This is a genomic window from Microcoleus sp. Pol8_D6 (assembly GCF_036700965.1).
In the GTDB taxonomy this organism is placed as follows: domain Bacteria; phylum Cyanobacteriota; class Cyanobacteriia; order Cyanobacteriales; family Microcoleaceae; genus Microcoleus.
Genome location: NZ_JAUBPW010000007.1, coordinates 61,090 through 85,797, shown reverse-complemented (window position 1 = coordinate 85,797; position 24,708 = coordinate 61,090). Strand labels below are relative to the sequence as shown.

25 protein-coding genes and 1 pseudogene are annotated in these 24,708 nt (G+C 44.9%); 12 read left to right on the top strand and 14 right to left on the bottom strand.

Annotated features, from left to right (window positions below):
* Positions 1 to 288: 288 nt before the first annotated feature.
* Positions 289 to 735 carry a hypothetical protein gene (locus QUA10_RS04945; RefSeq protein WP_333082147.1) on the bottom strand — a complete coding sequence of 149 codons (447 nt, stop codon included), beginning with the start codon at positions 733 to 735 and terminating at the stop codon, positions 289 to 291.
* A 230-nt stretch (positions 736 to 965) separates the two neighbouring features.
* Here QUA10_RS04945 and QUA10_RS04940 point away from each other — a divergent pair, with 230 nt between their 5' ends.
* The gene (locus QUA10_RS04940; RefSeq protein WP_333086183.1) at positions 966 to 1,199 is read left to right on the top strand and encodes a hypothetical protein; all 234 of its coding nucleotides are present in this window, start codon (positions 966 to 968) and stop codon (positions 1,197 to 1,199) included.
* A 98-nt stretch (positions 1,200 to 1,297) separates the two neighbouring features.
* Here the strand turns inward: QUA10_RS04940 and QUA10_RS04935 are convergent, their stop codons facing one another.
* Positions 1,298 to 1,984 (bottom strand): uracil-DNA glycosylase, encoded by a 687-nt coding sequence (locus tag QUA10_RS04935; protein WP_333082149.1) that lies wholly within the window; start codon positions 1,982 to 1,984, stop codon positions 1,298 to 1,300.
* Between the two features lie 193 nt (positions 1,985 to 2,177).
* Between QUA10_RS04935 and QUA10_RS04930 the strand changes: the two genes are divergently transcribed.
* A complete protein-coding gene (locus QUA10_RS04930; protein ID WP_333082150.1) occupies positions 2,178 to 2,849 on the top strand; it encodes a phosphoribosyltransferase family protein in 672 nt (223 codons plus the stop codon).
* A 42-nt stretch (positions 2,850 to 2,891) separates the two neighbouring features.
* Complete coding sequence (locus tag QUA10_RS04925) at positions 2,892 to 3,182, top strand: hypothetical protein (protein ID WP_333086182.1); 291 nt, start codon at positions 2,892 to 2,894, stop codon at positions 3,180 to 3,182.
* Positions 3,183 to 3,298: 116 nt separating this feature from the next.
* On the opposite strand, the gene QUA10_RS04920 is transcribed toward QUA10_RS04925, so the two are convergent.
* The gene (locus tag QUA10_RS04920; protein WP_333082152.1) at positions 3,299 to 3,682 is read right to left on the bottom strand and encodes a VOC family protein; all 384 of its coding nucleotides are present in this window, start codon (positions 3,680 to 3,682) and stop codon (positions 3,299 to 3,301) included.
* A gap of 60 nt (positions 3,683 to 3,742) precedes the next feature.
* Complete coding sequence (locus QUA10_RS04915) at positions 3,743 to 4,363, bottom strand: histidine phosphatase family protein (RefSeq protein WP_333082153.1); 621 nt, start codon at positions 4,361 to 4,363, stop codon at positions 3,743 to 3,745.
* A 55-nt stretch (positions 4,364 to 4,418) separates the two neighbouring features.
* Between QUA10_RS04915 and QUA10_RS04910 the strand changes: the two genes are divergently transcribed.
* On the top strand, positions 4,419 to 4,886 hold the full coding sequence (locus tag QUA10_RS04910) for a hypothetical protein (RefSeq protein ID WP_333082154.1): 468 nt from the start codon (positions 4,419 to 4,421) through the stop codon (positions 4,884 to 4,886).
* Between the two features lie 151 nt (positions 4,887 to 5,037).
* On the opposite strand, the gene QUA10_RS04905 is transcribed toward QUA10_RS04910, so the two are convergent.
* Complete coding sequence (locus QUA10_RS04905; protein ID WP_333082155.1) at positions 5,038 to 5,364, bottom strand: hypothetical protein; 327 nt, start codon at positions 5,362 to 5,364, stop codon at positions 5,038 to 5,040.
* Positions 5,365 to 5,518: 154 nt separating this feature from the next.
* Here QUA10_RS04905 and QUA10_RS04900 point away from each other — a divergent pair, with 154 nt between their 5' ends.
* From QUA10_RS04900 to QUA10_RS04870, 7 genes are all read left to right on the top strand, one after another.
* Positions 5,519 to 5,797: a hypothetical protein gene (locus QUA10_RS04900; RefSeq protein WP_333086181.1), complete on the top strand. Its 279-nt coding sequence runs from the start codon at positions 5,519 to 5,521 to the stop codon at positions 5,795 to 5,797.
* Between the two features lie 38 nt (positions 5,798 to 5,835).
* Entirely contained in the window at positions 5,836 to 6,117 is a 282-nt protein-coding gene (locus tag QUA10_RS04895) for a hypothetical protein (protein WP_333082156.1), read from the top strand.
* Between the two features lie 218 nt (positions 6,118 to 6,335).
* Positions 6,336 to 7,163 carry a PHP domain-containing protein gene (locus QUA10_RS04890; RefSeq protein ID WP_333082157.1) on the top strand — a complete coding sequence of 276 codons (828 nt, stop codon included), beginning with the start codon at positions 6,336 to 6,338 and terminating at the stop codon, positions 7,161 to 7,163.
* A gap of 197 nt (positions 7,164 to 7,360) precedes the next feature.
* A complete protein-coding gene (locus tag QUA10_RS04885) occupies positions 7,361 to 7,570 on the top strand; it encodes a CsbD family protein (protein ID WP_006632574.1) in 210 nt (69 codons plus the stop codon).
* A 294-nt stretch (positions 7,571 to 7,864) separates the two neighbouring features.
* On the top strand, positions 7,865 to 8,833 hold the full coding sequence (locus QUA10_RS04880; RefSeq protein WP_333082158.1) for a hypothetical protein: 969 nt from the start codon (positions 7,865 to 7,867) through the stop codon (positions 8,831 to 8,833).
* Positions 8,809 to 9,696, top strand: coding sequence for a DUF1822 family protein (locus tag QUA10_RS04875; RefSeq protein WP_333086180.1), 888 nt, complete (start codon positions 8,809 to 8,811; stop codon positions 9,694 to 9,696). The genes QUA10_RS04880 and QUA10_RS04875 overlap by 25 nt, the downstream gene beginning before the upstream one ends.
* Before the next feature lie 346 nt (positions 9,697 to 10,042).
* Complete coding sequence (locus QUA10_RS04870; RefSeq protein ID WP_333082160.1) at positions 10,043 to 13,069, top strand: CHAT domain-containing tetratricopeptide repeat protein; 3,027 nt, start codon at positions 10,043 to 10,045, stop codon at positions 13,067 to 13,069.
* A gap of 249 nt (positions 13,070 to 13,318) precedes the next feature.
* On the opposite strand, the gene xseB is transcribed toward QUA10_RS04870, so the two are convergent.
* Together xseB and xseA are read right to left on the bottom strand one after the other, a co-directional pair.
* Positions 13,319 to 13,546: an exodeoxyribonuclease VII small subunit gene (gene xseB / locus QUA10_RS04865; RefSeq protein ID WP_333082161.1), complete on the bottom strand. Its 228-nt coding sequence runs from the start codon at positions 13,544 to 13,546 to the stop codon at positions 13,319 to 13,321.
* Positions 13,543 to 14,712 carry an exodeoxyribonuclease VII large subunit gene (gene xseA / locus QUA10_RS04860; protein ID WP_333082162.1) on the bottom strand — a complete coding sequence of 390 codons (1,170 nt, stop codon included), beginning with the start codon at positions 14,710 to 14,712 and terminating at the stop codon, positions 13,543 to 13,545. The genes xseB and xseA overlap by 4 nt, the downstream gene beginning before the upstream one ends.
* A gap of 236 nt (positions 14,713 to 14,948) precedes the next feature.
* Between xseA and QUA10_RS04855 the strand changes: the two genes are divergently transcribed.
* Entirely contained in the window at positions 14,949 to 15,683 is a 735-nt protein-coding gene (locus tag QUA10_RS04855; protein ID WP_333082163.1) for a hypothetical protein, read from the top strand.
* On the opposite strand, the gene gmk is transcribed toward QUA10_RS04855, so the two are convergent.
* From gmk to QUA10_RS04820, 7 genes and pseudogenes are all read right to left on the bottom strand, one after another.
* Positions 15,680 to 16,249 (bottom strand): guanylate kinase, encoded by a 570-nt coding sequence (gene gmk, locus QUA10_RS04850; protein WP_333082165.1) that lies wholly within the window; start codon positions 16,247 to 16,249, stop codon positions 15,680 to 15,682. The genes QUA10_RS04855 and gmk overlap by 4 nt on opposite strands.
* Before the next feature lie 78 nt (positions 16,250 to 16,327).
* A complete protein-coding gene (gene remA / locus QUA10_RS04845; RefSeq protein WP_333046047.1) occupies positions 16,328 to 16,594 on the bottom strand; it encodes an extracellular matrix/biofilm regulator RemA in 267 nt (88 codons plus the stop codon).
* A 997-nt stretch (positions 16,595 to 17,591) separates the two neighbouring features.
* Positions 17,592 to 19,694, bottom strand: coding sequence for a M3 family metallopeptidase (locus QUA10_RS04840; protein ID WP_333082166.1), 2,103 nt, complete (start codon positions 19,692 to 19,694; stop codon positions 17,592 to 17,594).
* A 180-nt stretch (positions 19,695 to 19,874) separates the two neighbouring features.
* Positions 19,875 to 20,711 carry a hypothetical protein gene (locus tag QUA10_RS04835; RefSeq protein WP_333082168.1) on the bottom strand — a complete coding sequence of 279 codons (837 nt, stop codon included), beginning with the start codon at positions 20,709 to 20,711 and terminating at the stop codon, positions 19,875 to 19,877.
* 696 nt (positions 20,712 to 21,407) lie between these two features.
* Positions 21,408 to 21,611 (bottom strand): annotated as a pseudogene (locus QUA10_RS04830) (ATPase); the annotation flags it as partial.
* A 363-nt stretch (positions 21,612 to 21,974) separates the two neighbouring features.
* Entirely contained in the window at positions 21,975 to 22,268 is a 294-nt protein-coding gene (locus QUA10_RS04825) for a TIGR03792 family protein (protein WP_333082169.1), read from the bottom strand.
* A 26-nt stretch (positions 22,269 to 22,294) separates the two neighbouring features.
* Positions 22,295 to 24,505: a PAS domain S-box protein gene (locus tag QUA10_RS04820; protein WP_333082171.1), complete on the bottom strand. Its 2,211-nt coding sequence runs from the start codon at positions 24,503 to 24,505 to the stop codon at positions 22,295 to 22,297.
* Between the last annotated feature and the right edge of the window lie 203 nt (positions 24,506 to 24,708).

Sequence of the window (24,708 nt, the reverse complement as noted above, 5' to 3'; positions counted from 1 at the left end):
CTTGATTCGAGCGGCTTCATGTCTTTTGTTAGTTCTAGCCCTTGGGTTGGAGTGCCGATGGTTGTAGGACTTATACCTGTGTCATTACTTTTACGTCTTTTTTTAATAACACCTTTTTTTATAATATCTAGTATTATAACTTCCGCTGTTAATAAATCACGAGGTGGAAATAGATAAGTTGGAAATTCCGAAGATGTTTGACCTTCTAAATTAGGAAATACTCAATTCTAAATCAAAGGGTAAACCCTCAAAAGTACATTGTGACCTAAGAATTTATCTTCATGGTGTTCAGTATTTCAGCGTTTCCTTGACTCCGAGTTTGCTTGGCTCAAAGATAGAGACCATTCGACAGAATTTATGGAATACTGTGTAATACTCTTCCCCCCTATCAAGATCGTGCCAAAATCTTTGGCTGTGCATTGCTTCTCTTGCATAATAGCCAAATGTGTACAGTGCAATTTCCTTTTTCATTATACCAGACATAATCATAAAGTAAATCTCTTCTAAAAAGCAGATAAATACCTCTTTTTCCTGTTTTGTGACTGATATGCTACTAGAGCTATCATGCAACAGCTCACAGACTTTCTGGATTGACTCGTTCTCATCGAATCTTTTGCTCATCTCATGAAACTTCTCATATCTACTTATCCTATTGAGTTCTACGAACTCAAGAATGCCTTTCACAAAAGCTAGGATTCCTATTAGTCCACCAATAGCTTCAATAAAGTTGTTCATGATTATATATCAAGTGGGAAGAGATGATAATTATTCCCTATTATACTGCAATACTCCGGACAGTTTTTGGAACGATACTACAAGCTTACGCGGGGCAAGGATCATAAAAAAGTCGAATTCAATGTAAGTCAGGCATGGATCTGACATTGATTTAATTATCCATAGTGGCTCAAAATTAAGCGAGCATAAGCCATTGGGCTATATAAAAACTGTCCCTACTATTGATAGTGATGATCGGCAAAAAAGTCATGGTGGGGTTAACCAGTATTTATACTCATCACAAAAATGACACGCTCCCCATCTTGCGGGCGGGCGAGACGCCCAACCCCTACTCCCCACATGAAATAATTTTTATTGTGGAACAGGCATCTTGCCTGTTCCTGACAGAAAATAATTTTATTGTGGAACAGGCAAAATGCCTGTTCATGAAAGAGGTATCAGAAAATCCACGAATTTTCGGTTGAGGGATTTACCGTGGGGGGGCGGGTTTACGAGAAAGATTATCTGTTTTAGGCAATTATTGTTCGTGAAACCCGCCCATACAAAGCACAAACAAAAAATATTAGAATTGCTCTTTGAATTCATCCAATTTAGCCTTGATAGCCTGCATATCTTGCCACATATACCATTTCGGAGTCTCCGGTTCACGGGATGGATTTCGCAGCAGGTACGACGGGTGAAAAATTGGCATACACAAACGATTTTCCCATTCAATCCATTGACCTCGGATTTTACTAATGGGCCGCTTGTCGCTCAACAAACCTTTGAGGGCTGTTGCACCGGTTAATAAAATAATTTTGGGGTCTAAGATGCGGATTTGTTCGAGCAAGTAAGGTTTGCAAGCTTCGATTTCTTTTGCTGTCGGAGGGCGGTTGTTGGGAGGGCGACATTTGATGACGTTGGCAATGAATACGTCGGTTTCTGCACTCAATCCCACGGATTCTAAAATCTTATCTAACAGTTTGCCCGATCGCCCGACGAAGGGTAATCCGGTTTCGTCTTCGTTTTGTCCGGGCGCTTCTCCCACAATCAAAATTGAGGCTTGAGGATTGCCGCGCCCGATGACGGCGTGAGTGCGGCTGTTGCCCAATTCGCAGCGGTAGCAGCGGTTGCAGTGCTCGCCGATTTGTTCCATATTTTGATAAGTGCCGGGAGGAATGGGAATTTTGGCATTTGCTGGTATTGAGTCTGTTTGGAAAGTGGCACTTTGATTGTTGTCAAAAAGGCTCAGTTGCAAGTCGCTGGACATACATTTTACAATTAGGGAGATTTTTTCGAGTCTAGAGTTTATAGTTTAGATCGGGTTTGGTGATTTGAGATTGGCTAGATGCTTGTGTGCGATGCTGTCGATTCCCTACGGGATAGCTACGCTCGCGCGTACAATCTCCAATTAAGACTGGCACAATCTCCAATTGTTTGGTTGAGCTCGTACAGGCAAAAATATGTTCTCTAACCCGTTTTTTGACGATCGCGCCGATGCAGGCGAAAAACTGGCCGAGGCAGTTGTGGACGAGTTCGGCAAGTTGAGTTTAATGACACAGAAGGCGGTGAAACCGATTGTTTACGCCTTGCCGCGCGGGGGTTTGCCCGTTGCTGTGCCGATTGCGCGTCGCTTGGGCTGTCCTTTGGATGTGGTTGTCGCCAAGAAAATTACTCGCCCAGATAATTTAGAATTGGCGATCGGGGCTGCAACTGCTGACGGTCACGTCCTCTGGGAAAAGCAAAAGCAGCACAATTTACGCTTGCAAAAATCAGCCCTGCCCGTGGCTCAAAATAATGCTCAATCTCTGCTGGCGGATTTGTCTCCTGGACGCCCCAATGTGAGCGCGGCCGGGGCTTTGGCGATTTTGGTAGATGATGGCATTGCTACGGGGATGACGATGGCTGTGGCGGCTAAGGCTTTGGAGTCGCAGCAACCGCTGGCTTTGTGGATTTGCGCGCCTGTCGCCCCGGCAGATTTGATGGGATTTTTGGCCCAGATGGGCGATAAGTTGATCGTTCTGGAGACTCCTCACCCTTTTTACAGTGTTAGTCGCTTTTATGGGCAATTTCCGCAGGTGGAGACGGCGGAGGCTTTAAGGTGTTTGCAGCAACAAACTGAATGGCGATCGTAGGTTAAGCTAGAAGGCTAAATCCAAAAGCTCGATCGCTAAAACATGAGACCTTGGCAATATTGGTTGGACACTTTGATTCTGTCTACTCAGCACAATCCGCCTCGCTTTGTTGAGTTGGTGATGTTGACTTTGGCGATGATGTTGCTGGGGCTGTGGAGTGTAACATTGCAGTGGCAGTATTTAACGCTGTCTTTGAGTTATATAATTGGTTCGTCTTTTTCAATTTTGGTGCGGGAATCCATGGGTCCACGGCCACAATTTCAACTAACTCATCTGACAGCATTGTTGTTATTAATTATCAGTTTTTATAGTTTTGCTGAACTGATTAGATAGTTGATGTTGTTTTTGACGAACCGCGAAGACGGGAAGAACCACAGGCGGGACGCCTGTTCCCCAAAGGAAGAGAAGAGGATAGAAGAGGAGATCGAGAGTTCACCAATAATTAGCCCTCATCCTACATTCTCATTAGATTGATGTAAAATTATGCGGTTGCCGACAGGATCGAAGGCATAGATTTCTAGACCGTGAGAAGCTTTGATAATTTCTCCGCTGGGCGGATAACCTAAAGCCCAAATTCGGGCGATCGCAGTTTCGATATCGCTGACTTCCAAACACAGACTTATGCCTGTTTTTGCTCGATTTGCAAATTCCGATTTGTGGGAATCTTTGGGTTTGAATATGCCGAGTCTTAAGCCTGGGAGTTGAAATTCAGCATAAGTATTGGGAATGTAAGGGTTTGGTTCTATGTCGAGAAATTTTGTGTAAAATTTAACGAGAACTTCCTTATCAAGGTCTGCTAAAGTTACTAGGGCTGCGCTGTATTGGAAACTCATATAAATTGGTAATTGGGAATTAGTAAGGGGCAATTAGTAATATTATAACTTTCTCTCTATTTAAAATCCTCCAATTCGTCCGACTATTTTGATTTTACCTTGTCGAGATCCTTTGAGAATCACAGCTTCGCCGCTTTGCGGTACAATATCAATGATAGCGGTAATATTTACTTGATGAGTTACCAGAATAATCACGCCTTTTGTGTTGCGATTATCAACAATTAATTTGCGAATGGTCGCTGTTTGTCTGGCTTCTTTGCTGCTGTCGCTAAAGAACGAGTTCAATGCTGGGAACGGTTCGACTTTGCCTATATTTATCAGTTTTGCTGTTTCCCAACACCTACACCACTGACTGGATAAAACTCTGGCAACTTTGATGTTGCGGCTGCGAAATTCTGCTCCAATTTGCTTGGCTTGGGTTTGTCCCTGTACTGATAAATTGCGCTGGGTGGAACAGTCACCCAACTTAAAGTTAGCAGGATCTCCCGTACCTGGGGCGATCGCGTGTCGCATTGCTACCACCAACCCTGTCTCATCCCGCTGCAACAATTGCCACCCTGCTTGAGTTTGCGCGTTGGTTGCTGCGTCAGAACTTGCAGTTGCAGTAATTAAGCCGATCGACAATACTAAAGCTAGCGACCGGAAAAACCATTTCCAGTTAAGGTAAATCCGTGCAGCCATTGTTGCAGAAGTTAGGAATTAACTTATCATATTATAATACAACAAATATTGCTCTATGGAACTCACCAATTTTATTGCTCTGTCTGTCATTATTGCCCTCGTGCTGGGGATTGGGTTTGGAACAATGACTTGGGCTTACTTCGGCAAGGGCAGCATTTCTGTACTCTTTAAAGAACCAATTTTAACTTACCCAGAATTTCCCGATACCGACAGCGGCAGTAAAGCTTCCGTTTATTTTCAACAAGGAATTGAGGCTTATCAGTCAGGAAAGTACCGCAAAGCAAAAGATAAATTTACCAGCGCTGTAGAACAAGTTTCAACTTTGGCAGAAGCTTACCACAATCGCGCCTTGGCTTGTGCGAATTTGCGATCGGATGAGGAGGCTGTTGCAGATTTGATCCGTGCCAGCGAATTATACCAACAGCAGGGGGCAGGATTTGCGATCGACACAATTAAACAAAATCTGGCCGCCTTGAAGCAGCGCAAATTAGAAAGAGAAAAACAAAAAGCAGTAGCGACCTAAATTATTATGTTCTGCCGTGAAACTCAACTAACTCACACCTAGAGTTTAGGTCTGAAAAACCCGGTTTCTTGAGTGTAGTTGGGATAAACCGGGTTTGTTTACAGAATTTTTATTAAAGTTGAAAATCAAGATTTAACATTCTCCCATTCAACTAAATTGTTCTGGAATCTTCTATTTGGTCAATTTTAGCAATCATCATTTCTCGGCTAGGTGCCACAACTCGATAATTAGTAATGGGATCGTAAGCTTCCCACTCTTGAGTCACTTCGCTGTCTTGCCACAAAAACCATTCCCGGTAAATTTCGCCGTCATCAATGTCGCCACACAATGGCAGCCAATCATCTCCTCCCAAATTATCAAAATCTCCTCCTACTAAGTCAATCCAAGCTGTAAGGATACAAGAGTCAATAGCATTATTGTTAACAGCAACGGTGTTATATTCAAGAGAAGTTTCGGGAAAACAAAGTGTGGATTTCATAAGCTGTACCTGAATGTTATGTTATTAATTTATAAAAAAATCCTCTAGGTCAGTGACAGCAGAATGCCACTATCCTAACCTCCACAGTTCCCAGCTCGAAAAACCTTGACACCCAAAGCGCTCAAATGCCTCTGCTGTATGACTTGAGACCGCTTTGAGTCGAGTCGCTACAGAGGCTAAATTGAGCCACTTTGCCAACTGGCATAGAAGAAAGCCCGATCGACCAAATATTGCTGGCGAAGGCTCTCGCGCATTGAGGAGCAAAGACAGCGCGACTGCCAATTGTATACTGGCTAAGTTGGCGAGTTTCCGTACAGTTTTTGTGATAAAATTAGCAGCACGCGAACTTTCATATCCACAGCCTCGTTTGGTCAAAAGCTTTGCAACGAGCTTTCCAACGGTGGTGCGATCGCCAGTTTTGATTTATTGTTAATTTTGCCAAGTCTAGATCGACTTTTAGGGAAAAAAATTATGCAAGCAACCAACCAAGAAGGAATTATCAATCTGACAATCCACTATACCAACGGCAAACAGCAACACTTCCAGTTCATTGCGCCAGAGGGAACAGTAGGAGAGCAAGCAACTTTAGGCACTCGCCTGCACAAAATGTTGACAGCAGACCCGATAATTCTCGAATTGGCAGATAAACTGGTAGTTATCCCAGTTCACAACATACAAAGTATTGAAATATCGCCGGTTCCTCCCAAATTGCCAGAGGGTGTCCTTTACCCAATGCGAGAAATCAAGAAATAGCTAAGGTGTTCTGCATCTAAATTAAACTGAAAGGCGGGCAATATGCCCACCCCACGCAAGCTTTTAATAAACAGAAATTTCCCCATTAAATGCGCGAAAACTTATTACAGCTCACAGATGGAAATTACCTAAAAACTTGTCGAGCGCAGGGGACGATATATGTCACATGAGTGAGGGGAATAATTGCAGGTTTCACAGACTTTAACTTACCGAAAAAAATGCTAGAACTCCACTGCCACACTACTTATTCCGACGGCACTCTCACCCCTGCCGAACTCGTAGCCGCCGCCGCGTCTTCGGGGGTTCGCGCCTTGGCTGTCACCGATCACGATACGATGTCGGGTTGGGATGAAGCCTTCGCTGCTGCTGCTTTGTACGGTATCGAAATAGTCCCCGGACTCGAACTCAGCACCGTTCACAACGGCCGTTCGCTGCACATTTTAGGTTTTTATCCCGATGCAAATAAGTTGCGAGTTCCTTTGAACGATCGCCTGGAAGGAAGGTTTCGCCGATCGCAGGAAATGGTCGAAAAATTAGCAGCAATGGGATACGCGATCGAACTGCCAAAAACATCCCCAGGAATGGCACCGGGAAGGCCTCACATTGCCTCTGCACTTGTAAAAGCCGGTCACGCGAAATCATCGCGGGAAGCATTCGATCGCTGGCTGGGAGATGACGGCCCGGCTTATGTGCATTACGAGAAATTCTCGATCGTCGAAGGCATTGATTTACTGAAAAGTTGTGGCGCAGTACCAGTTTGGGCTCACCCTTATTTATTTCGCGGCGGCGGTGTTGAGGAAGTCTTAAAAGAATTAGTAGATGCTGGTTTAATGGGAGTTGAAGTATACCATCCCAGTCACAGTTCTAGCCAAATCCAAAAGTTGAAAGATTGGTGTCTTCATTACGGTTTGCTGGCAACTGGTGGCAGCGATTATCACGGCCCCGATCCGGAAAGGAAAGCAGCAGATAGCACCCAATTAAATATGCTGCATTTGCCGTTAGAATTGCTGGAACCGATTAAGGTTGCTGCGGCGAGTTTGAAATAGTTTTTTAGGACGAATTTTGCCGACTTATACAGTTGTCAAAAAAAATCCTTGGCTTTTTTAGTGACGAGTTTGCCGCAAGTAAATCATCAGCAGAAGACCGAGGTCAAGCAGAATATAAATTAATATGAAGTTAAAGGTAATTGCAGGCGAGTTGATTTTACAATTTTAGTATAGCAACTTGCCAAACGGAGCTTATCATGAGTACAGAAGACAGAGCGAAGGCGATCGGCAAAAATTTAGAAGGCAAAGCTCAGGAAATTTTCGGTAATATTACGGGCAACAGAAAAGACCAGGTTGAAGGCAAAGCCAAACAAGCCGAAGCTGCCGCCCGCCACGCAGCAGAAGATGCTAAAAATGCCGTGAAAAATCTGGCAGATAAAGCCAAAAGGTCGATCGACAAATTGTAGAAACCGCGCTATACCAAATCCTGGCTAATAGAATTCGCTTCATATCAAATCCTTGGCTATCAATAGGGTTTGATATGATTTATTTTTGGAATGTGCATAAACTGGGTGACTCCTGCGATATCTCTTCAAAAGCGCAACGGAGAAGTCCCTATGATTGTTAATTTTACACCGGATTAATTTCGTAGTAAGGACTTCAGTCCTTATCGCATTGCCTTTACGAAAAATTTTTGCTCAATTCTGCATAAAGCCGCCAAAACCTGCGATATCAGAGTATCAACACGCAAAAACTGGACTATGACGAGACATGATACCCCCGTCGAAGCCTTAGCAGGTTTAGTTCCTGTAGCGGCAAGTTTCAACTTGTTGCTTCCACCCACGGGTTGGGAACTCAAACCGATTGCCTTGAGTTTGTTATTGCTGGCACGTTACAGCGCTATTTTCCCTGGGATAATCGAATTATCTCGATGTCATCCAAACGTGCCTGTGAACACCGACGAACAGTTACGCCAACTTCTACAACTCTTGAAAGACTCGCAAGAGGGTAGTAAGGAAAAAGAAAGACTCAAAAATCAATTGTGCCAACTCATTCCCCATTTGCCCGGAATTCGCAAGCATCCTTATCCTAATATTGATTTAGAGGAAATGATGCAGGAAGCTTCTTGCGGTTTTATCAAAACGCTTTCGGCATTTTTGCGGGGAATTGACCTCGACAATCTCGCTGCTGATGTCTTGCGAACCCGAGTGGTTCAGCGGTTCAATAAAACTCTCAAGAACAAAGTCTATGACCAATATCGCCGGATGCAGCAACAGATTTTTACTGTTAGTTTTGATACTCCGATTACGAGCAACCCCGGTGAAGAATTTGAGGCTCAACAACCGATAGACGATACCACAAAAAATGGGATTGAGCAACTCATCGAGAGAGAACAAGCTCACAATAAGCAGCGCATCGGCCGCAAACTATGGCAGTGTATTGAAGACGATCCGACGGGAGAACTGCGAAACAGTTATCCCAATGAAAAAATAGATAAGACTCAGCCAAACACTCCCGAAAATCGTCGCCCTCGACCGGATGCCAATTGTCACATACTGGCAGTGCGATTGCTGCTGAAAGACCCTCCTGATAAATTATCGGTAATTGCCAGAGAGTTAAATATTGACTATCAAACTCTCAACTCTCACTGGAAAAGAACAGGTTTTGAACTCGTTAAAGAGATTGGCAATAGAATTGCTAAAGAATGTGGATATCAACCGGAGGAATAATGGTGAATAGCATGGATACTTATTTGTTACAAATTCCTCTGGAGCAAAGTGCCCGCAATTTTGCTCTGCAATTTGCTTCAGAGCAAGCTAATCCGCAAAAAGGCAAGCGGGTTTATTTCAATACCCTGGCGGTTTGGGCGGTTAACTATTTTTTGGAATGGATGGAAATGGAAACTGATATTGATGGTGGTGATAGTTGGAATCCAGCAATGCGGGCGGTTTTGGATGTCGGCGATTTGGTTTTGCCGGGGATTGGCAAGATAGAATGCTGTCCGGTTCAGCTTGGAGAATCGGCGATTTCTCTGCCGGAAGTGCGAGGAAACCGCATTGCATATATCGTCGTTCAGTTTGCCGAACCTTTCGATAAGGTGAAACTTTTGGGCTTTATTCCGGCTGTAGAAATTCAGGATGAAACTGAAGAAATTTTTCTAACTAATCTCAAACCAGTTGAGGAATTGTGGGATTATTTGGATCGGATTGAGTTGGCAATTCCGCTGTTGCAAGGTGAAATTGAAGAGTTGCTATCTGATTTGGAAGAAGATGACCCCGTACAAGCACAAGTGCGGGAGAAATTGCAAAACAAATCTATTTCTGAAATTGTGGCAATTTTGAATAAAGTTTTGCACAGTAGTGAGAAATCTGACTGGGGATATGAAGGGGGGAAGGCTTTAGCGGGAAGTGGTTATAGTAGTCGAGGTTTGGAAAATAGAGATATATCTTTCTCTCGTGATAAATCTTCACCTGTTGAGAAAGCTTCAGATATTGAGGAGAATGTGAAAGCGGAACTGAATCTGATTGCTGAAGATTTGTTGGAGAAGTTAGCTGAGATTTGGGGAGATGGTGATGATTTTGCCTTGTCATAAATCGGCAATCTCCCAGAAATATGGATAAATTTCCATGACTTGTAGGGGCGGGTTCACTAACTATATCTGATAGAAATCAAAAATTAAAAAAAACCGCCCCTACAAGTCATCAATACGAAAAAACAATTAAAATATTGCGTTTTTGGGTTTTTTGCATGGGGTGGGGGCGGGTTTTCGAGTTTGTTTGTTTTTGGCGCTGATGGTTGGTGAAATCGATATATATACAGAATACAGGTAAACTCTAATTGACGAACAACGCCTCACGGCCTATCTCGAACTGATTCAAGCCCTCGTTGAGTGCCCTAGCGGTGAAGAGGGTGATATTCTCAACGCCAATCGAGAGTTGGTGGATGCCGATTTTGTGCAAGTCGTGGAAGTGGTAGCCGCCGATATGGCAGCAAAGGGTGACACAAATGCAGGTTGGTTGCAAAATCTAGCGGCACCTTTGGCGAATTATATTGGTAATACTGCAACTCCTGAAGAATATTTTAATTTCTTGATGGAGGTGTTGCAGGCAACGTTAGACAGCCGGGGAAATCCTCAATTTGTCGCTCCTATTTTACAACAAAATCTCGACAAATTGAATTTAAAGTTTGCGGAAATATTGCCAACTTGGGCAACATCCACATTCATAGAAGCCACATTAGAACAAGCTAACTCAATCGCAACAGTTATTGGCGAATTAGGCAACTTAATTCAGCAGTTTCCGCTAGGCAGGCAGGCATGGAATTTAGAAATTGCCATCGCTTGTTACAGGTCTGCTTTAATAGTCTATACCCGCGAGAATTATCCCGAAAATTGGGCAGCGACTCAAAACAATTTGGGGGCTGCCTACAGAAACAGAATAGAAGGAGTCAGGGCGGTGAATATTGAATTGGCGATTTCCTATTATCGGTCAGCTTTAGAAGTCTACACCCGCGAGAATTATCCCGAAAATTGGGCAGCGACTCAAAACAATTTGGGTACTGCCTATAGTCACAGAATAGAAGGAGTCAGGGCGGCGAATATTGAATCGGCAATTTCCTGTTATCGGTCAGCTTTAGAAGTCCGTACCCGCGAGAATTATCCCGAAAATTGGGCAACGACTCAAAACAATTTGGGGAATTCTTATAGTAACAGAAGAGAAGGAGTCAGGGCGACGAATATTGAATCGGCGATTTCCTGTTATCGGTCAGCTTTAGAAGTGTACACCCGCGAGAATTATCCCGAAAAATGGGCAATGACTCAAAACAATTTGGGTGAAGCCTACAGAAATAGAAGAGAAGGAGTCAGGGCGGCGAATATTGAATCGGCGATTTCCTGTTATCGGTCAGCTTTAGAAGTCCGTACCCGCGAGAATTATCCCGAAGATTGGGCAGGGACTCAAAACAATTTGGGGAATGCCTACAGTGACAGAATAGAAGGAGTCAGGGCGGCGAATATTGAAGAGGCGATCGCCTGTTATCGGTCAGCTTTAGAAGTCTACACCCCTACCGCTTTTCCTTTAGATTGCTTGCAATCAGGCAGAAACCTCGGCAATACCGCTTTCACTGCTGGTTTCTGGGAAATAGCGATCGAAGGATACGAACAAGCGATGACAGCGGTGGAAAAAAGCAGAAGTTGGGCAACTTCCGACGATATCCGCCAGCAGATTTTAGCTGAATCTATAGGTGTTTACGAAAAGGCTATTCAAGCTTGCGTCAACAGCAACCAACTGGAAAAAGCCATAGAATATTGTGACAGAACCCGTGCTCAGCGGTTAGTCGATTTAATGCACAGCAATGACTTGTATGCTAGCGGCGAAATTCCGCCAGACGTGCAAAAATATTTGCAGGAATTTGAGGCGAAGCAGCGGGAAATTGACGCAGAAGTTGAACAACTCCGCAAACCTTCTGAAGGCAATAAAGAATTAGCCAGTGTGGGGAGTCAGTCGCGCAGTCGGGCAGAGTTATCTGCTTACACGGAGAAGATTCAAGAATTGGAAGCCCAGAAACAGCGAATCTGGGAAAATATTCGCAGTTTAGATCCAGTTTTAGCGGGACAAGTTCAAGTCGATCCGATGCAGTTTGCGAAGATGCAGAAACTCATTGACAATTCGCAGACGGCGATTCTCTGTTTTTATACCACGACTGATGACACTCATGTTTTTGTGATTTACAAGGATAAAGCGCCGCAGATTCACACTTGTCAGGGAGAGGGTTTGGCAACTTTTCAGAAGTGGATTCGCGAGAGTTGGTTGTGGCCTTATTTGCAGGATTGGAAAATTTGGCAACAGGGGATGGGTGAGTTTTTGTCTCACTTGTCGCGGCGGTTAAAAGTTGATGAGTTAATTGGTAATTGTTTGGATGGAATTGAGGAATTGATTGTGATTCCGCATCTGTTTTTGCATCAGATTCCGCTGGCGGCATTGCCGATAGAACCCCCCCAACCGAGGGCGGGCACGGGGGCACCGCCCCTACGAAGGGTGTTCCTTGGTGACAAATTCCTAATTCGTTACGTGCCCAGTTGCCAAATCTTGGAGTATTGCCATCAACGCCCAACCATCGAATCGCCCAAATACGGGATTGTGGAAAATGCCACTGATGATTTGTACTTCACTCCTTTTGAGTGCGAACAAATTGCCGAAATTGTGACCAAACCTGAGCGCTTAAAAGGAAGTCAAGAAGCAACAGTCGCAGCCTATCGAAACCTCGCCCAAAATGTGAATGTAATCCACTCCAGTCACCACGCTGTTTCGCGTTTGGACAATCCTTTAGAATCGCGATTGTTTTTAGGAGACGGGAGTATCACGTTAGGGGAATTGATGACACCTGGTTGGCGCTTGCCGCAGTTATCCGATGTGTTTATGTCCTGCTGCGAAACTAATTTAGGAGGGACGGAAATTACCGATAATCTTCTTAGTTTGGGAACGGGGTTTTTGTGTGCGGGGGCTCGGAGTGTGGTCAGCACTTTGTGGGCGGTGGATGATTTTGCTACTTCGTTGTTTGCGATTTTTTACTATCAGTATCGCAGTCCCAAGGAAGGTTTGAGTCGTCCAGAGGCTTTGCGACGGGCACAGATGAGGTTGCGGACAATTTCGGGTGCGGAGTTGAAAGAGCTTTATCAACCGCAAATCGATCCGTTGCTTCAGAGAATTATTGGGGATTTAAAGTCAAAATTGGCTGTGGTTCAAAAGGAAAAACAAAAGTTAAAATTGCGGCATAAATCCTACAATACGGGGACGGATGAGTTTAAGAAGTTGGGGGCGGAGTTGAAGAAAATAACGAAGCGGGAGAATCAGATTCAGAAACAAAAGAAAGGATATGAAAGTTTGAAAGAAAATATTTACACTCTGTCAAATCCTTTTGATGATTTGAGTTATTGGTGGGGATTTATTTGTCAGGGTTTGCATTGAGAAATCAGCGCTCAATTGCTACCGTAATTTATATAAAGCCGTAAATTGTAGGGGCTGGTTCACCAACCATCTATCGGGAAAATGAAGAATCTTGTCAACCCGCCCCCACCCAACCAAAAATAAAGATGTAGGATGAATTTATTGGTAAGATGTTGATGTAAATTTAGGGCGGGGATGGGGCGGGTTTATGATATTGTTTGTGGGTTTCATCGATGGTTGGTGAACCCGCCCCTACAGGATTTGGAAGGGTTAAAAATCTGGTTCCGCGGCCAAAAGCTCGATCGACAAATCCATCTGTTCCTTCCCCCGCGCCAAAAAGCTTTCGCACTCCTGCCAACACTCCACAGCCACCCCAAACTGCTCGAAAACCTCTTCTAGAGGCAACTCTCCCGATTCCACCCGATCGATAATCGCTTCAATTCGATCGACCGTTTCCTCATAATTCCAGTCAGACTGGCGCAACTGCGAATCAATCATAACTTTTCTTCTGCATCCAATACTTCTACAATCTTAACTTTCAGCAGGCCCCGACTCAACCTCACAGTCAATTCCTCTCCCAATTCCAAACCGTCAGTTGTGCGGACGATCGTACCGTCACTTTGGATTACCGCCGCATAACCCCTTTGCAAAACCGCTGCCGGATTCAGTGCGGATAACTTTTCTTGCAATACCTCCAGTTTACCAGTTGCTTGCCGCAAAGTTCGGGATGTCGCAGGCAAACGTTTTAATCGATTTTGTAACAGTTGCAAATGCTCTTCTTCTGTCTGAAATCTTGCCCGCACAGCGTTTGCTAAATTGACCATTCGCTGCTTGTGTTCAAAGTAAAGATCTGCTAAAATTGGTACCGCTTGAGCGGCCGCCGCAGTCGGAGTATGGGCTCGTTTATCTGCTACTAAATCGGCGAGAGATTCGTCTCTTTCGTGTCCGATGCCTGTAATAATTGGAATCGCACAATTGGCGATCGCCCTGACAACTCTCTCATCATTAAAACAAGCCAAATCTTCCGCAGAACCGCCGCCCCGCCCTAAAATGATCACATCCGCCCTACCGTCCAATTCTACACGGGCGATCGCGCGGGCGATCGCAGCAGCAGCCAATTCTCCTTGCACTCCTGTCGGCGACAGCAACACCCGCAAACCCGGATATCTTTGGGCTAGAGTCCGCTGAATGTCTCCCCAAGCAGCGCCGGTATCCGATGTCACCACGGCCACAATTTGTGGGTGTGCGGGAATCGGGCGCTTTCTGGCGGGATCGAAGAAACCCTCAGCATCCAAGCGCGATCGCAATTGCTGCAACCGCAAAGCCTGCAATCCTTCCCCAGCCGGTAGCGATTGCACAACTGTCAACTGGTACTCGCCGCGATTTTTGTAAACCCGGATGCTTCCCAAAACCAGCAACTGTTCCCCTTTTTCGGGGATTTGCACCAATTTTTGCCGCTGAGAATTCCACACCACGCAGCGAATAGCAGCGCTTTTGTCGGTGTCGCACAGAGTGAAAAAGCAGCCGCTGGGGTGGTGCGAAACGTTCGACACCTCGCCTGTCAGCCAAACTGATTGCAGGTTGCGATCGCCCTCCAACAACTCTTGCAGGTATGATGTTAGTCCAGCAACAGATAAAGCTGTATCGGGAAGAATTGAAGTCATCCAATTTTAGATTTTAGATTTTAGATTTTAGATTTAGGCTACTATCAATGCTTCGGACAGTGTGTGATTGCCAAGCGTAAAATAAGGGTGTCAGGGCGATTGTACAATCTCTTTCATAACGGAAAATCAAGGGTTTCCCACTAGGATCTCAAAATAGTCCGGACTATTGTAGTATATCTAAGGTAATTTATTTGTAGGCTGAGCGGGCGATCGTAATTTTAACTGCAAACAAACTAATGATATCAGATACAATGACTTCGATGAATGTGCTGCGCCAAGAGGCTGCGGCGATCGGCATTACTGAGGAAGAAGCCAGAAAATATGGCGACCTCCGACATAAAAGAACTTGGTCTTTGGCGATCGAACATCACCTCTCAATGCAAGATTTTGCCGATCAAATAGAAACCTCCTTCACAACTTCCGAACCCGATTCCTCCAGCGCACTCAACCACTCTCAGATTGCGGAGTCGAAAGACTATGGTATTCCGCTAACTGCGAACCTAGGCGAATCTAGAGTAACCAGGGACAACCAAACAGCCTCTCTTGCTTCGCCACAACAGCAAGCAGTAGCAATCGGGCGATCGCACGGTAATTCCGACCACCGCAGCAACCAAAACCGAGGTTTTAAACAAGTAGTTCAAAATCATATTAAAGCATTAACAATTGCATCCGCCTCCCGCACAAATCAGCTCAATTCACACCTGGGCAATTGGGTTTGTCCTGAGTGTGGGCCGGAGGGCGACTTGGGTTGTTACCTTTGCGCCGGAGAAGGCAATGTAAGGGATATTGCAGCTATTGGGTGGACGCTAGCTTATATGGAAATGTTGGGCTGTTCTCCTCGCGAAATCGAACCTATACGGAAATTTCCGCCTTCCTTAAATATTCTGGAATTGAATTTAAAAGTTTGTGTTGCTATCAAACAAAGTAGCGAAGTTTTAGCCAGGACGGAGAAATGGGTAATTAGTCATTAGTTACCTGAAAGCTCACCCAAATTAAGTTTTGATTCTAGCTTTTTCAAAGCAACTTCCAAATCATCATTAACAACTTGGAAATCAAATTCCCCCGCCGCTTCAATTTCCTCTTTAGCACGCAGCAACCGACGGGCGATCGCAATTTCGGAATCTTGACCCCGACTCCGCAGGCGCCGCTCCAATTCTTCCCAAGAAGGAGGTAAAATAAAAATTCGCAGTGCCTGTGGAAAATTATTCCTAATTTGCCTAGCCCCTTCCAACTCAATTTCGAGGATTACCCATTTTCCCTCACCAATTCCTTGCTTGAGACCAAAATAAGGAGTACCGTAAAAATTACCGGCAAACTCGGCCCATTCCGCCAACTCTCCAGCCTCAACCATTTGTTCAAAGCGGCTGCGGCTGACAAAATAGTAGTGCTGTCCCTCAATTTCTCCCTCACGGGGCGATCGAGTTGTCACCGATACCGAAAGATATAATTCGGAATGGCGATTGAGGAGCGATCGTACTAAGGTGCCTTTCCCCACACCGCTAGGCCCCGTCAGAACAATTAATTTACCAGATTTCATCTTTAGAATAGAAACGTGTAACAATTTAAGTTTCTGCTTACTTTAGACTGTAAACGCTCAAATTGCAACTGACAAACCTCAATCATCCCGACCTTGACCGTCTTTGCTCACCACAAAACGATTAGCAACCGTTTCCGGCTGAATCGCCGAGAGGATGACGTGACTCGAATCTGTAATAATTACCGCTCTCGTGCGGCGACCGTAAGTTGCGTCAACCAGTTGTCCCCGCTCCCGCGCATCAGTAATAATCCGCTTAATTGGCGCTGACTCTGGACTGACAATGGCAATCACTCGATTAGCAGACACAATGTTACCAAAACCGATATTAATTAATTGAATATCCATGAAAATCTTAATCTATGGGTGAACGACTAACTATCAATCCTTACTTTTGATCATATAATATACAAAGATTTTTTATGACAATCCTCAAATTAATCCAACTAAGTTTTTTAGTTTCTGCCTAAAATTTTTACCCTTTTGACGCCGAGTACCCCGTTCTTTATCAAAAATTTAAAAAAGACTCGCTATTGCCACTCTATCTTAAAGATTCGGTAAACTCCTCAATTTTTATTTGCTAATAAAAGCATTACCTGTATCGAGACCAAACCCGATAAATGTTGCAAAATATAAACTTGATTTCCGGGAGAGGGAAACTTAAGTATAATCAGTGATCAATAACAGTAAATATTCGCAAATGCTGGTTTTATGAGCTTTCCAAGCTCAACTAAAAGCCGCTGGCGATCCTCTTCGAGGGCTTCGCTAACGCACTTTTTGCCCGATTTTTTACCAAAAGATTGGGGATGATGTGCCAAACTACAGATTTTTATTGCATGAGGTTCTACAATACAATGGGTTTGTAGTGAAAATTTTAGTTTTATTAATACCAATAAAAAAGTGTGGCTACAATTATCAATTTTATAACAAATATGAAAACTTGCAGAGTCTCGCGCCGGACACGGCAGTGCCGTTTCCCTACAGATGGTCGCAGGATTATATGTTGCAATAATTGGGGGAATTAGTAGAAAAATCTGAGGACTTTAGTTTTTACTACAAACATTTTGAATTCAGCAAAAGTTAGGCAGAAAGGGGTTTTACGCATGAGATGAATTCCGGTTGAATTGGAATGATTAAACCGCAGAGGACACAGAGAACACAGAGTCAGAGAACGGAGAGATGAATAATTCCGATGCTACCTGATTTGATATAAACTCTAGCGGTAAGACTTCATTCACACCGCACGCTAAACATACAGGATATGCGTAAATTTTGGTTAACAAAAAACTGGGGATTAATTCAGATAAATTTACCCGCATTAATCCCCAGTTATTCCACACTTAAATTAAGCTGCAACTAAACCGCTGTGTCTCAACAAAGCTTTAGTGCTCGGTTCGCGTCCCCGGAAAGTTTTAAACACTTCCATCGGGTGCAAACTGCCTCCCAATCCTAATACTGTATCTCGGAAGCGCTTGCCTGTAGAGGCGATCGCACTTTCATCTTCCAAACCCGCTTCCTCAAACGCCGCAAAAGCATCAGCGCTGAGCACTTCTGCCCATTTATAACTGTAATACCCCGCCGCATAGCCACCCGCAAAAATGTGTCCGAAAGCGCACAAAAATGCGTCTTCTTCCAAAGGAGGCAAAACAGTGGTAGTTTTAGCGATGCGGTTGCGGACATCGGCCACAGTTTCGCTGCCGCCCGATCGATAGCGGTGGTGCAATTCGATGTCAACGCTGCTAAAATGTACTTGCCTGAGCATGACGGTGCCGCTCATGTAGTGGCGCGCTGCTAGCAGTTTTTGGTAGTAGTGTTCCGGCAAAATTTCCCCGGTTTCGTAATGCTTTGCCATCCCGAACAAAGTCGCGCGATCGTAACACCAATTTTCCATAAATTGACTGGGCAATTCCACTGCATCCCACTCAACATTATTGATGCCCGAAGCCCCCGGATAGTCTACCGTTGTCAGCATATGCTGCAAACCGTGACCGAATTCGTGAAACAAAGTTTCGACTTCCAAGAAAGTCATTAAACTCGGTTTGCCGTCAACCGGAGGACTTTGGTTGCACACCAAATAAGCCACCGGCAACCGCGTGGTTGTCTTTCCGGCTTCCATAAATTTAGCGCGCACTACGCACTCGTCCATCCAAGCACCGCCGCGCTTTTCCTCGGGGCGGCTGTAGGGGTCTAAATAGAAATTGGCGATCGTATTTCCTGCTTCGTCATTTATTTGGAAATAGCGCACATCTTTGTGCCACACAGGAGTTTGACCGTCCGCCGCAGTTACTGTCACGCCGAACAGCCGCTTGACTAATCCAAATAACCCCTCTAATACCTGTGGTAAAGCAAAATAAGGTCGCAATTCTTCGGCACTAAAAGCAAACTTTTCTTCCCTGCGCCGTTCCGACCAAAAACCCACATCCCAGTGCTTCAAATCCCCAGCTTCCGCCGCGCCTTTTTCGGCAGCAAAAGCTTTCAATTCTTCTAAATCTTTGACAGCAGCATCATAACTAGCCTGACGCAATTCTTCTAACAAAGCTTCCACTGCTGTCACGTCGGGAGCCATTTTGCTCGCCAAGCTCAATTCGGCATAACTGCTAAACCCGAGCAAAGCAGCTTTTTCCTGGCGCAAAGCTAAAATGCGATCGGTCAACGGCCAGTTATTCAATTCTCCGCTACTTGCTCTGCCGATAAAAGCTTTGTACAACTTTTCGCGCAAGTCGCCGCGGGTGCTGTGCTGCATGAAAGGGCCGTAACTCGGAAAGTCTAAAGTAATCCGCCAAGGGCCGTTTTCAGCATCCGCATTTTCTTCGCCAGCGCTGCGAGCGGCTTGAGCTGCTAAACTCAACAAACTCGGCGGCAAACCGTCAATTTCGTCTTTGTTTGTGAGGGTGATGCTGAATGCTTTGGTAGCGTCGAGGACGTGATTAGAAAATTGGGTAGTAATTTCTGCCAATTCTAATTGAATGGCATTAAAACGCTCTTTTTGCTCGCCTTCTAAACCGACGCCGGAGAGTTGGGCGTCTCGGAGAGCGGCTTCGACAATTCGCTTTTGAGCTGACTCTAAGCTGTCCCAATTTTCACTAGCCCGCAGTGCTTTAAAAGCTTCATAAAGCGGTTTGCTTTGACTGAGCTTGCTCCAAAATTTTACTACTTCCGGCTGCACTGTTTCGTGAGCCGATCGCAATTCCGGGCTATTTTTCACGCCCATCAAATGTCCGACAATGCTCCAGCTCCAATTTAAACGCTCTCCGAGTCGCTGCAATGGTTCTACTAAGCCGCTCCAAGTCGGCTCTACAGACGATTCTAAGTCAGCTAGCGAAGCTTCTAGTTCGGTCAGCAGTTGGGTAACAGCGGGGACTACGTGTTCTGGTTTGATCGCGTCAAATGGAGGCAATCCTTGACCGATTAGTAACGGGTTATCAGCAATAGTTACGGTTGCAGTCATTGATTTTTCTTGTAACAGGTTGAAAACAGGTGAACTAGACAGATTAGCTTTTAATCTTTTAACACAGTTGTCGAAAAAGTAGGACTCGATCGGGCGTGAGTCGGAGAGTCGGAGACTGTCTCAGTGTCCGAAGGGAAAAGTATTCCTTCTGACTGATGACTAATGACTGCTGACTAATAACTACTGACGATTCTCTGGTGTGTGCTGCAACTCCTTGACCACTGAGATTAAGCGCTTAAGGTGAGGTTTGACAACTTCTTGCTGCTCATGTTCCAAACGGTGGATTTGAGCTTGGACGATAGACAAATCTGCAGTTGATTGGTGTGCGGGAGCTTGCAGTTGGCTTTGCAAATTGGCCATCACTTTCTGGATTTCCAAAAATCGAGTATTTACTACTTCCCAGTCGTCTCTGGTGATAGAAGTTTCTGCCAAGCCTTGCGTCGCACTTTGCAGTTGCTCTATAGCCTGTTCCACAGCTTCGAGATTCGCCCGTTGGTCAACCGATAAATCTTGCAGTTGTTCGCTCACCTGCTGGCGGACATCGAGCACAGCAGACGCCACGATTTCTTGCAAAGAAGCTACCGACTCTCCTAAACTCAGCAACTGCCGCTGAATATCGATAGAATCCTCAAAGCCTTCAGCCCTAGGCATGGCAGCCATTTGCTGACGCAGCGCTGCAATATCTGCAGACAACTGCTTGCGTAATTTAACAATTACCGTCACGGCCGTTTTTTCGACTTTATTGACAGACTTTTGGACTTGGGCCATTTCCGAATTGTGATGCACCCGCACTTGCTGCTCGAACCGATACCGGTTAGCAACATTCAGCGACAAAGCCAAAGTTAGGGGAGCCACCCCGTAAAAAGCTTGACCCGACACTGCCACCGCCAGGGAACCCACACCAGAGGCCGCCAGAGAGGCGTACTCTGCCATCTCCAGCCAGTGCCTTTGAGGAAAACTTGGTCTCAAGTGGTTTGCAACAGAGGGTTTTGGCTTCCGCACGGCTCTTTGGGTCATAGTATTTACTCGTTGTTGGTAAGGTTGCGAGATTGGGTGGAGCATCGATTTCTATCCTTTTTTCAGTTATATGTTTTAGATTATTTCTTGGCACTCTTCTATTTTTACCTTTGTGAGTAAGTTAAGGATGACTGCCATATTATTATGTATTTGGGAGCCTGTGGCGATCGCGCCCAATTCCGGCTGTTAAAAGGTTCGCCCCAACGCGCCCTCTATTTTACAGGAGTTAGGGTCATCGGGTTCGGGCGAGCGACAATAGCTGCCCAGGCTAACCGAACAATGCCTAAGACGATTTGAGATTTGAGATTAAAAGTTAAAAAAATGCGACCTACTGATGGATATCGGGATTTGGAGCTTGTCTGGAGTTGCCTTTTTGTTCGCGCATTGGTACAATTTACTCTTTCTCAATTGCCCGGATCAAGTTTACTGCCAAAATTGACCAATGAACTCAGAAAAACCCGGAATGGGCGATCGGCTAAAGTCTATTTTCAGTATCGCCATCTTTATCATTCTTGTACTTGGAGTAGGCTTTTTAAGCGTTAATTTTATTTCAGCTCTCTATGCAAAATTTTCTTAAAATTAGGACTTACGCATGGGTTACATAAACCGTTTTTTTACGATAATAGTTCGTCGCCGCCTGCTGACTCGGTAAAAAACCCGGTTTCTTTGGTATTTATGCGTCCCGGAAAAATTTGGTTATAACCCTTTGATATATTGCTTCAGTACAGGTGGCAAAGTGTAAAGAGTTTGCTGTTTTTCGATCAAGCAGCGCCGCGATAGAGATTGCAATGCGTTTAGCAAATCTGATGATGATATTTGTCCGTTTTGTAGCAATTTGGCGACGTGGACTGGCTGGTTTTCAGTCGCCAACAATGACATGACTTGTTTTTCTAGTTCGGAAGTGGGTAGTCCTAGATAGTCATGAAAAAATAAGGCTTTCACTCTCTAGATAAACAGGCGTTATACTAATGAATAAAATACCCGATTGCTCCAATATGATTGGAGAGCTTTTAGAAAAGGAAAGAGTTTTTCTGACTCAACGAGATATTCTTTGTCTCATCGTATTGTTAAATCTTTCTATATAGGAAGTTTAGCCACTTTTCTTGACTACTGATTGGGTTTTTTTTTTGGAAAAACTCTCTGATAAGCACTCCAAAAGTCGGTGAAAAAACAAGCACCTTGACTCTGGAACTGTCGGTAGAGAACCCCACAATCCTTGAGTTCCTAAATGCTGACTAATGACTACTAACTAATGACTGATGACTAATGCAAAAACTTGCGAACTTGATATTCGCGACTTTCGGCGATCGCAATTTGCAAATCGCCCATTTTGGCATCCAACTCATCTATTGTGCTTTGTGGGATCGACTTCCACTTCTCCCTAGTTTCCCAGCGAATCAACATCACCACCTCATTTTCCACCGGATCTACCCAAATTTCTTTGCCTAAAAAACCGTCCCAACTTTTTAGTCCCTCCGTCCAAACTTCCTGATCTCGCTGAATAAACTGCTCCCACTTTTCTTGAGGTACTTTAAATTTCAGCCACTCAATTACCATGTTAGTTCCTATTTGTAAATAGCTAATTAATCGTTGCAGATCGCAATTTTAATTATCAACTCCGTTCCCTCTCCCGGACGCGAAACACAGCGCAACTCACCGCCGTGCTTTTCTACTACTAAGTGCTGGGATATTGCTAGACCCAAACCTGTGCTCGTGTCTGGACATTTAGTGGTAAACAAAGGGTCAAAGATGCAGTCGAGGACTTCTTCAGTCATGCCAGGGCCATTGTCACTAATGGCGATCGCAACTTCGTTTTCCCCTACCACAAAAGTCCGAATCCGAATTTCGGGATTGAATACTTCAGCTCTCGCTCGGCCTGCAGACAACAAAGACTGACTTTGCATTTTACTATACTTTTCCGCATTTCTCCCCCCTTCTTCCAAAGCGTCGATCGCATTTGTCAACAAGTGCATGAACACTTGGTTTAAATGCCCCGCATAGCAGTGAACTCGCGGCAAATCCCCGTACTCTTTAACTAGAGAAATCCCCGGCCGTCCCCCTTTAGCTTGCAGGCGATTTTGCAAGATCAGCAAAGTGCTGTCCAAACCTTCGTGGATATCAGCAGGCTTCATTTGGGCTTCGTCGGTACGCGAGAACAAGCGGAGCGATCGCACGACATCGCGAATCCTTTCCGAACCGACTTTCATTGAATTTAGCAGTTTTGGCAAGTCTTTTTTGATGAAGTCTAAGTCTAATTCTTCCATCAAATCTTGAATTTCCGGCACGGGATGCGGATAATACTTTTGGTAAAAGTCTATCGTTCGCAGCAGTTCTTGAATGTAGCCCGTGGCGTGGCTGACATTGCCCGAAATAAAACTAACTGGATTGTTGATTTCGTGCGCTATTCCTGCTACCAACTGCCCCAGAGAGGACATCTTTTCTGTTTGAATCAGTTGAGTTTGAGTTCGCTGCAAAATTAACAGCGTCTGCTCTAATTTAGTCGCTTGTTGTCGCAGGCGTTCTTCGGATTCTTGCAAAGCTAAAAGAGACTGTTTACTTTCTGTAATATCCAATCCCACAAATACCGCCGCCGTATTGTTATGGTATTTTTGAGCGACAATTAGATAAGTTTTATTTTCTCCTCTGATGCTCGCTGTTACTTCTTGAGATGTTTTCTTTTTATGGTTAGCAAAGAAATCGTATACTAAATCGTTAAATTTGGGACTTGTATCTAAAAAACCTACTTTTTGACCGAAAAATAGTTCGGCTGGCATTTTGTAAGCGCTAGCTAAATGTCGGTTTACTCCCAAGTAGCGCAAATCGGAACTTACCCAAGAAACTAATCCCGGCACGGCGTCCAAAACGGCTTGAAGTTGCTCTTTTGCCTCTACAAGCGCTGATTCTGCTGCGAGGCGAGCGGAAATGTCGCGGGCGATCGCGCAGCGGTATTCGCAGCCGCCGTATTCTAAATAATTGACTTTAACTTCGACGGAAAAACGGGCGCCGTCTTTGGTTTTGTAACTGGTTTCAAAAGTGAGGTTGGTTTGCTGCTTGAGTTGATCCCAGTGTTCTCGCCAATCCGATGCTGGCAACTGCGAATCGATGTCGCTAACCCTCATGTTTAGCAGTTCCGATTCCGAGTAGCCAAAAAGATGGCAAGCGGCTTTGTTCGCGTAGCAAATTTGACCGTCTGAGGTACTAAAAAAGATTGTATCAGCAGCATTTTCGAGGGCAATTTGAGTTAGTTGTGGTATTGTTTCTAACTGCTTGCATTTGACCTCGGACGGAAATTTATTAGAGCAATTGGTTTGAGCGGGAGCCTCACCTATCTTAGATGCAAACAAAATCAAACCGCCGATCGCACCTTCGTTATTTTTCCAAGGCTGAAATACCCATCTTACCGACTCGCTGACAGAGCCGCTTGCGTTTTTTCCTGATACAGATGCGATCGATCGCCCTGCCACAAACTCGCTGTATTCCAAAACTCCCGCCAAACAAGCCTGGGCATTTTGCTCCCAATATTCCGGGAGATTCGGGAACAGTTCCCAATGAGATCGGCCGATCGCCTCACCGTCGCCCAACCCGCAATCTGTTTCCCAGCGACGGGAAACCGACAGATAGCGCATTTCACAATCTACCATTGCCACGGCTTCGGCGGAGCGCTCCACAAACCGCCGAAATCGCTCTTTACTCTCCGACACTGCTGCCTCTGCGGGTTGTTGGGCGATAGGGACATTCCCGTCAACGTACCTTCCCAGTCCCTGACTTTTTTGCTGAACTGGCTTAGTTTGCACGGTTTGGGATTTCCTCCATAGCTGTCAAGTTTGAAAAACTCTGTTTGAGACCAAAAATGCTGTTTTCCCCTGATTTGCTCTCTCGGACGATACCCTTAGAGGGTATCACCCATCATTGATATCATTTTTGATGGGGATATGTCTATAGGCGTTGCTATCAACTTAAGGCTAAAGGTAGTGCCCGCCTGCTGTGTAACGATGAG

Bases quoted from the DNA above. Each gene is read 5' to 3' on its own strand.
- QUA10_RS04945 (WP_333082147.1), bottom strand. From the start codon at position 735: ATGAACAACTTTATTGAAGCTATTGGTGGACTAATAGGAATCCTAGCT.
- QUA10_RS04940 (WP_333086183.1), top strand. From the start codon at position 966: ATGATCGGCAAAAAAGTCATGGTGGGGTTAACCAGTATTTATACTCAT.
- QUA10_RS04935 (WP_333082149.1), bottom strand. From the start codon at position 1,984: ATGTCCAGCGACTTGCAACTGAGCCTTTTTGACAACAATCAAAGTGCC.
- QUA10_RS04930 (WP_333082150.1), top strand. From the start codon at position 2,178: ATGTTCTCTAACCCGTTTTTTGACGATCGCGCCGATGCAGGCGAAAAA.
- QUA10_RS04925 (WP_333086182.1), top strand. From the start codon at position 2,892: ATGAGACCTTGGCAATATTGGTTGGACACTTTGATTCTGTCTACTCAG.
- QUA10_RS04920 (WP_333082152.1), bottom strand. From the start codon at position 3,682: ATGAGTTTCCAATACAGCGCAGCCCTAGTAACTTTAGCAGACCTTGAT.
- QUA10_RS04915 (WP_333082153.1), bottom strand. From the start codon at position 4,363: ATGGCTGCACGGATTTACCTTAACTGGAAATGGTTTTTCCGGTCGCTA.
- QUA10_RS04910 (WP_333082154.1), top strand. From the start codon at position 4,419: ATGGAACTCACCAATTTTATTGCTCTGTCTGTCATTATTGCCCTCGTG.
- QUA10_RS04905 (WP_333082155.1), bottom strand. From the start codon at position 5,364: ATGAAATCCACACTTTGTTTTCCCGAAACTTCTCTTGAATATAACACC.
- QUA10_RS04895 (WP_333082156.1), top strand. From the start codon at position 5,836: ATGCAAGCAACCAACCAAGAAGGAATTATCAATCTGACAATCCACTAT.
- QUA10_RS04890 (WP_333082157.1), top strand. From the start codon at position 6,336: ATGCTAGAACTCCACTGCCACACTACTTATTCCGACGGCACTCTCACC.
- QUA10_RS04885 (WP_006632574.1), top strand. From the start codon at position 7,361: ATGAGTACAGAAGACAGAGCGAAGGCGATCGGCAAAAATTTAGAAGGC.
- QUA10_RS04880 (WP_333082158.1), top strand. From the start codon at position 7,865: ATGACGAGACATGATACCCCCGTCGAAGCCTTAGCAGGTTTAGTTCCT.
- QUA10_RS04875 (WP_333086180.1), top strand. From the start codon at position 8,809: ATGTGGATATCAACCGGAGGAATAATGGTGAATAGCATGGATACTTAT.
- xseB (WP_333082161.1), bottom strand. From the start codon at position 13,546: ATGATTGATTCGCAGTTGCGCCAGTCTGACTGGAATTATGAGGAAACG.
- xseA (WP_333082162.1), bottom strand. From the start codon at position 14,712: ATGACTTCAATTCTTCCCGATACAGCTTTATCTGTTGCTGGACTAACA.
- QUA10_RS04855 (WP_333082163.1), top strand. From the start codon at position 14,949: ATGATATCAGATACAATGACTTCGATGAATGTGCTGCGCCAAGAGGCT.
- gmk (WP_333082165.1), bottom strand. From the start codon at position 16,249: ATGAAATCTGGTAAATTAATTGTTCTGACGGGGCCTAGCGGTGTGGGG.
- remA (WP_333046047.1), bottom strand. From the start codon at position 16,594: ATGGATATTCAATTAATTAATATCGGTTTTGGTAACATTGTGTCTGCT.
- QUA10_RS04840 (WP_333082166.1), bottom strand. From the start codon at position 19,694: ATGACTGCAACCGTAACTATTGCTGATAACCCGTTACTAATCGGTCAA.
- QUA10_RS04835 (WP_333082168.1), bottom strand. From the start codon at position 20,711: ATGACCCAAAGAGCCGTGCGGAAGCCAAAACCCTCTGTTGCAAACCAC.
- QUA10_RS04825 (WP_333082169.1), bottom strand. From the start codon at position 22,268: ATGGTAATTGAGTGGCTGAAATTTAAAGTACCTCAAGAAAAGTGGGAG.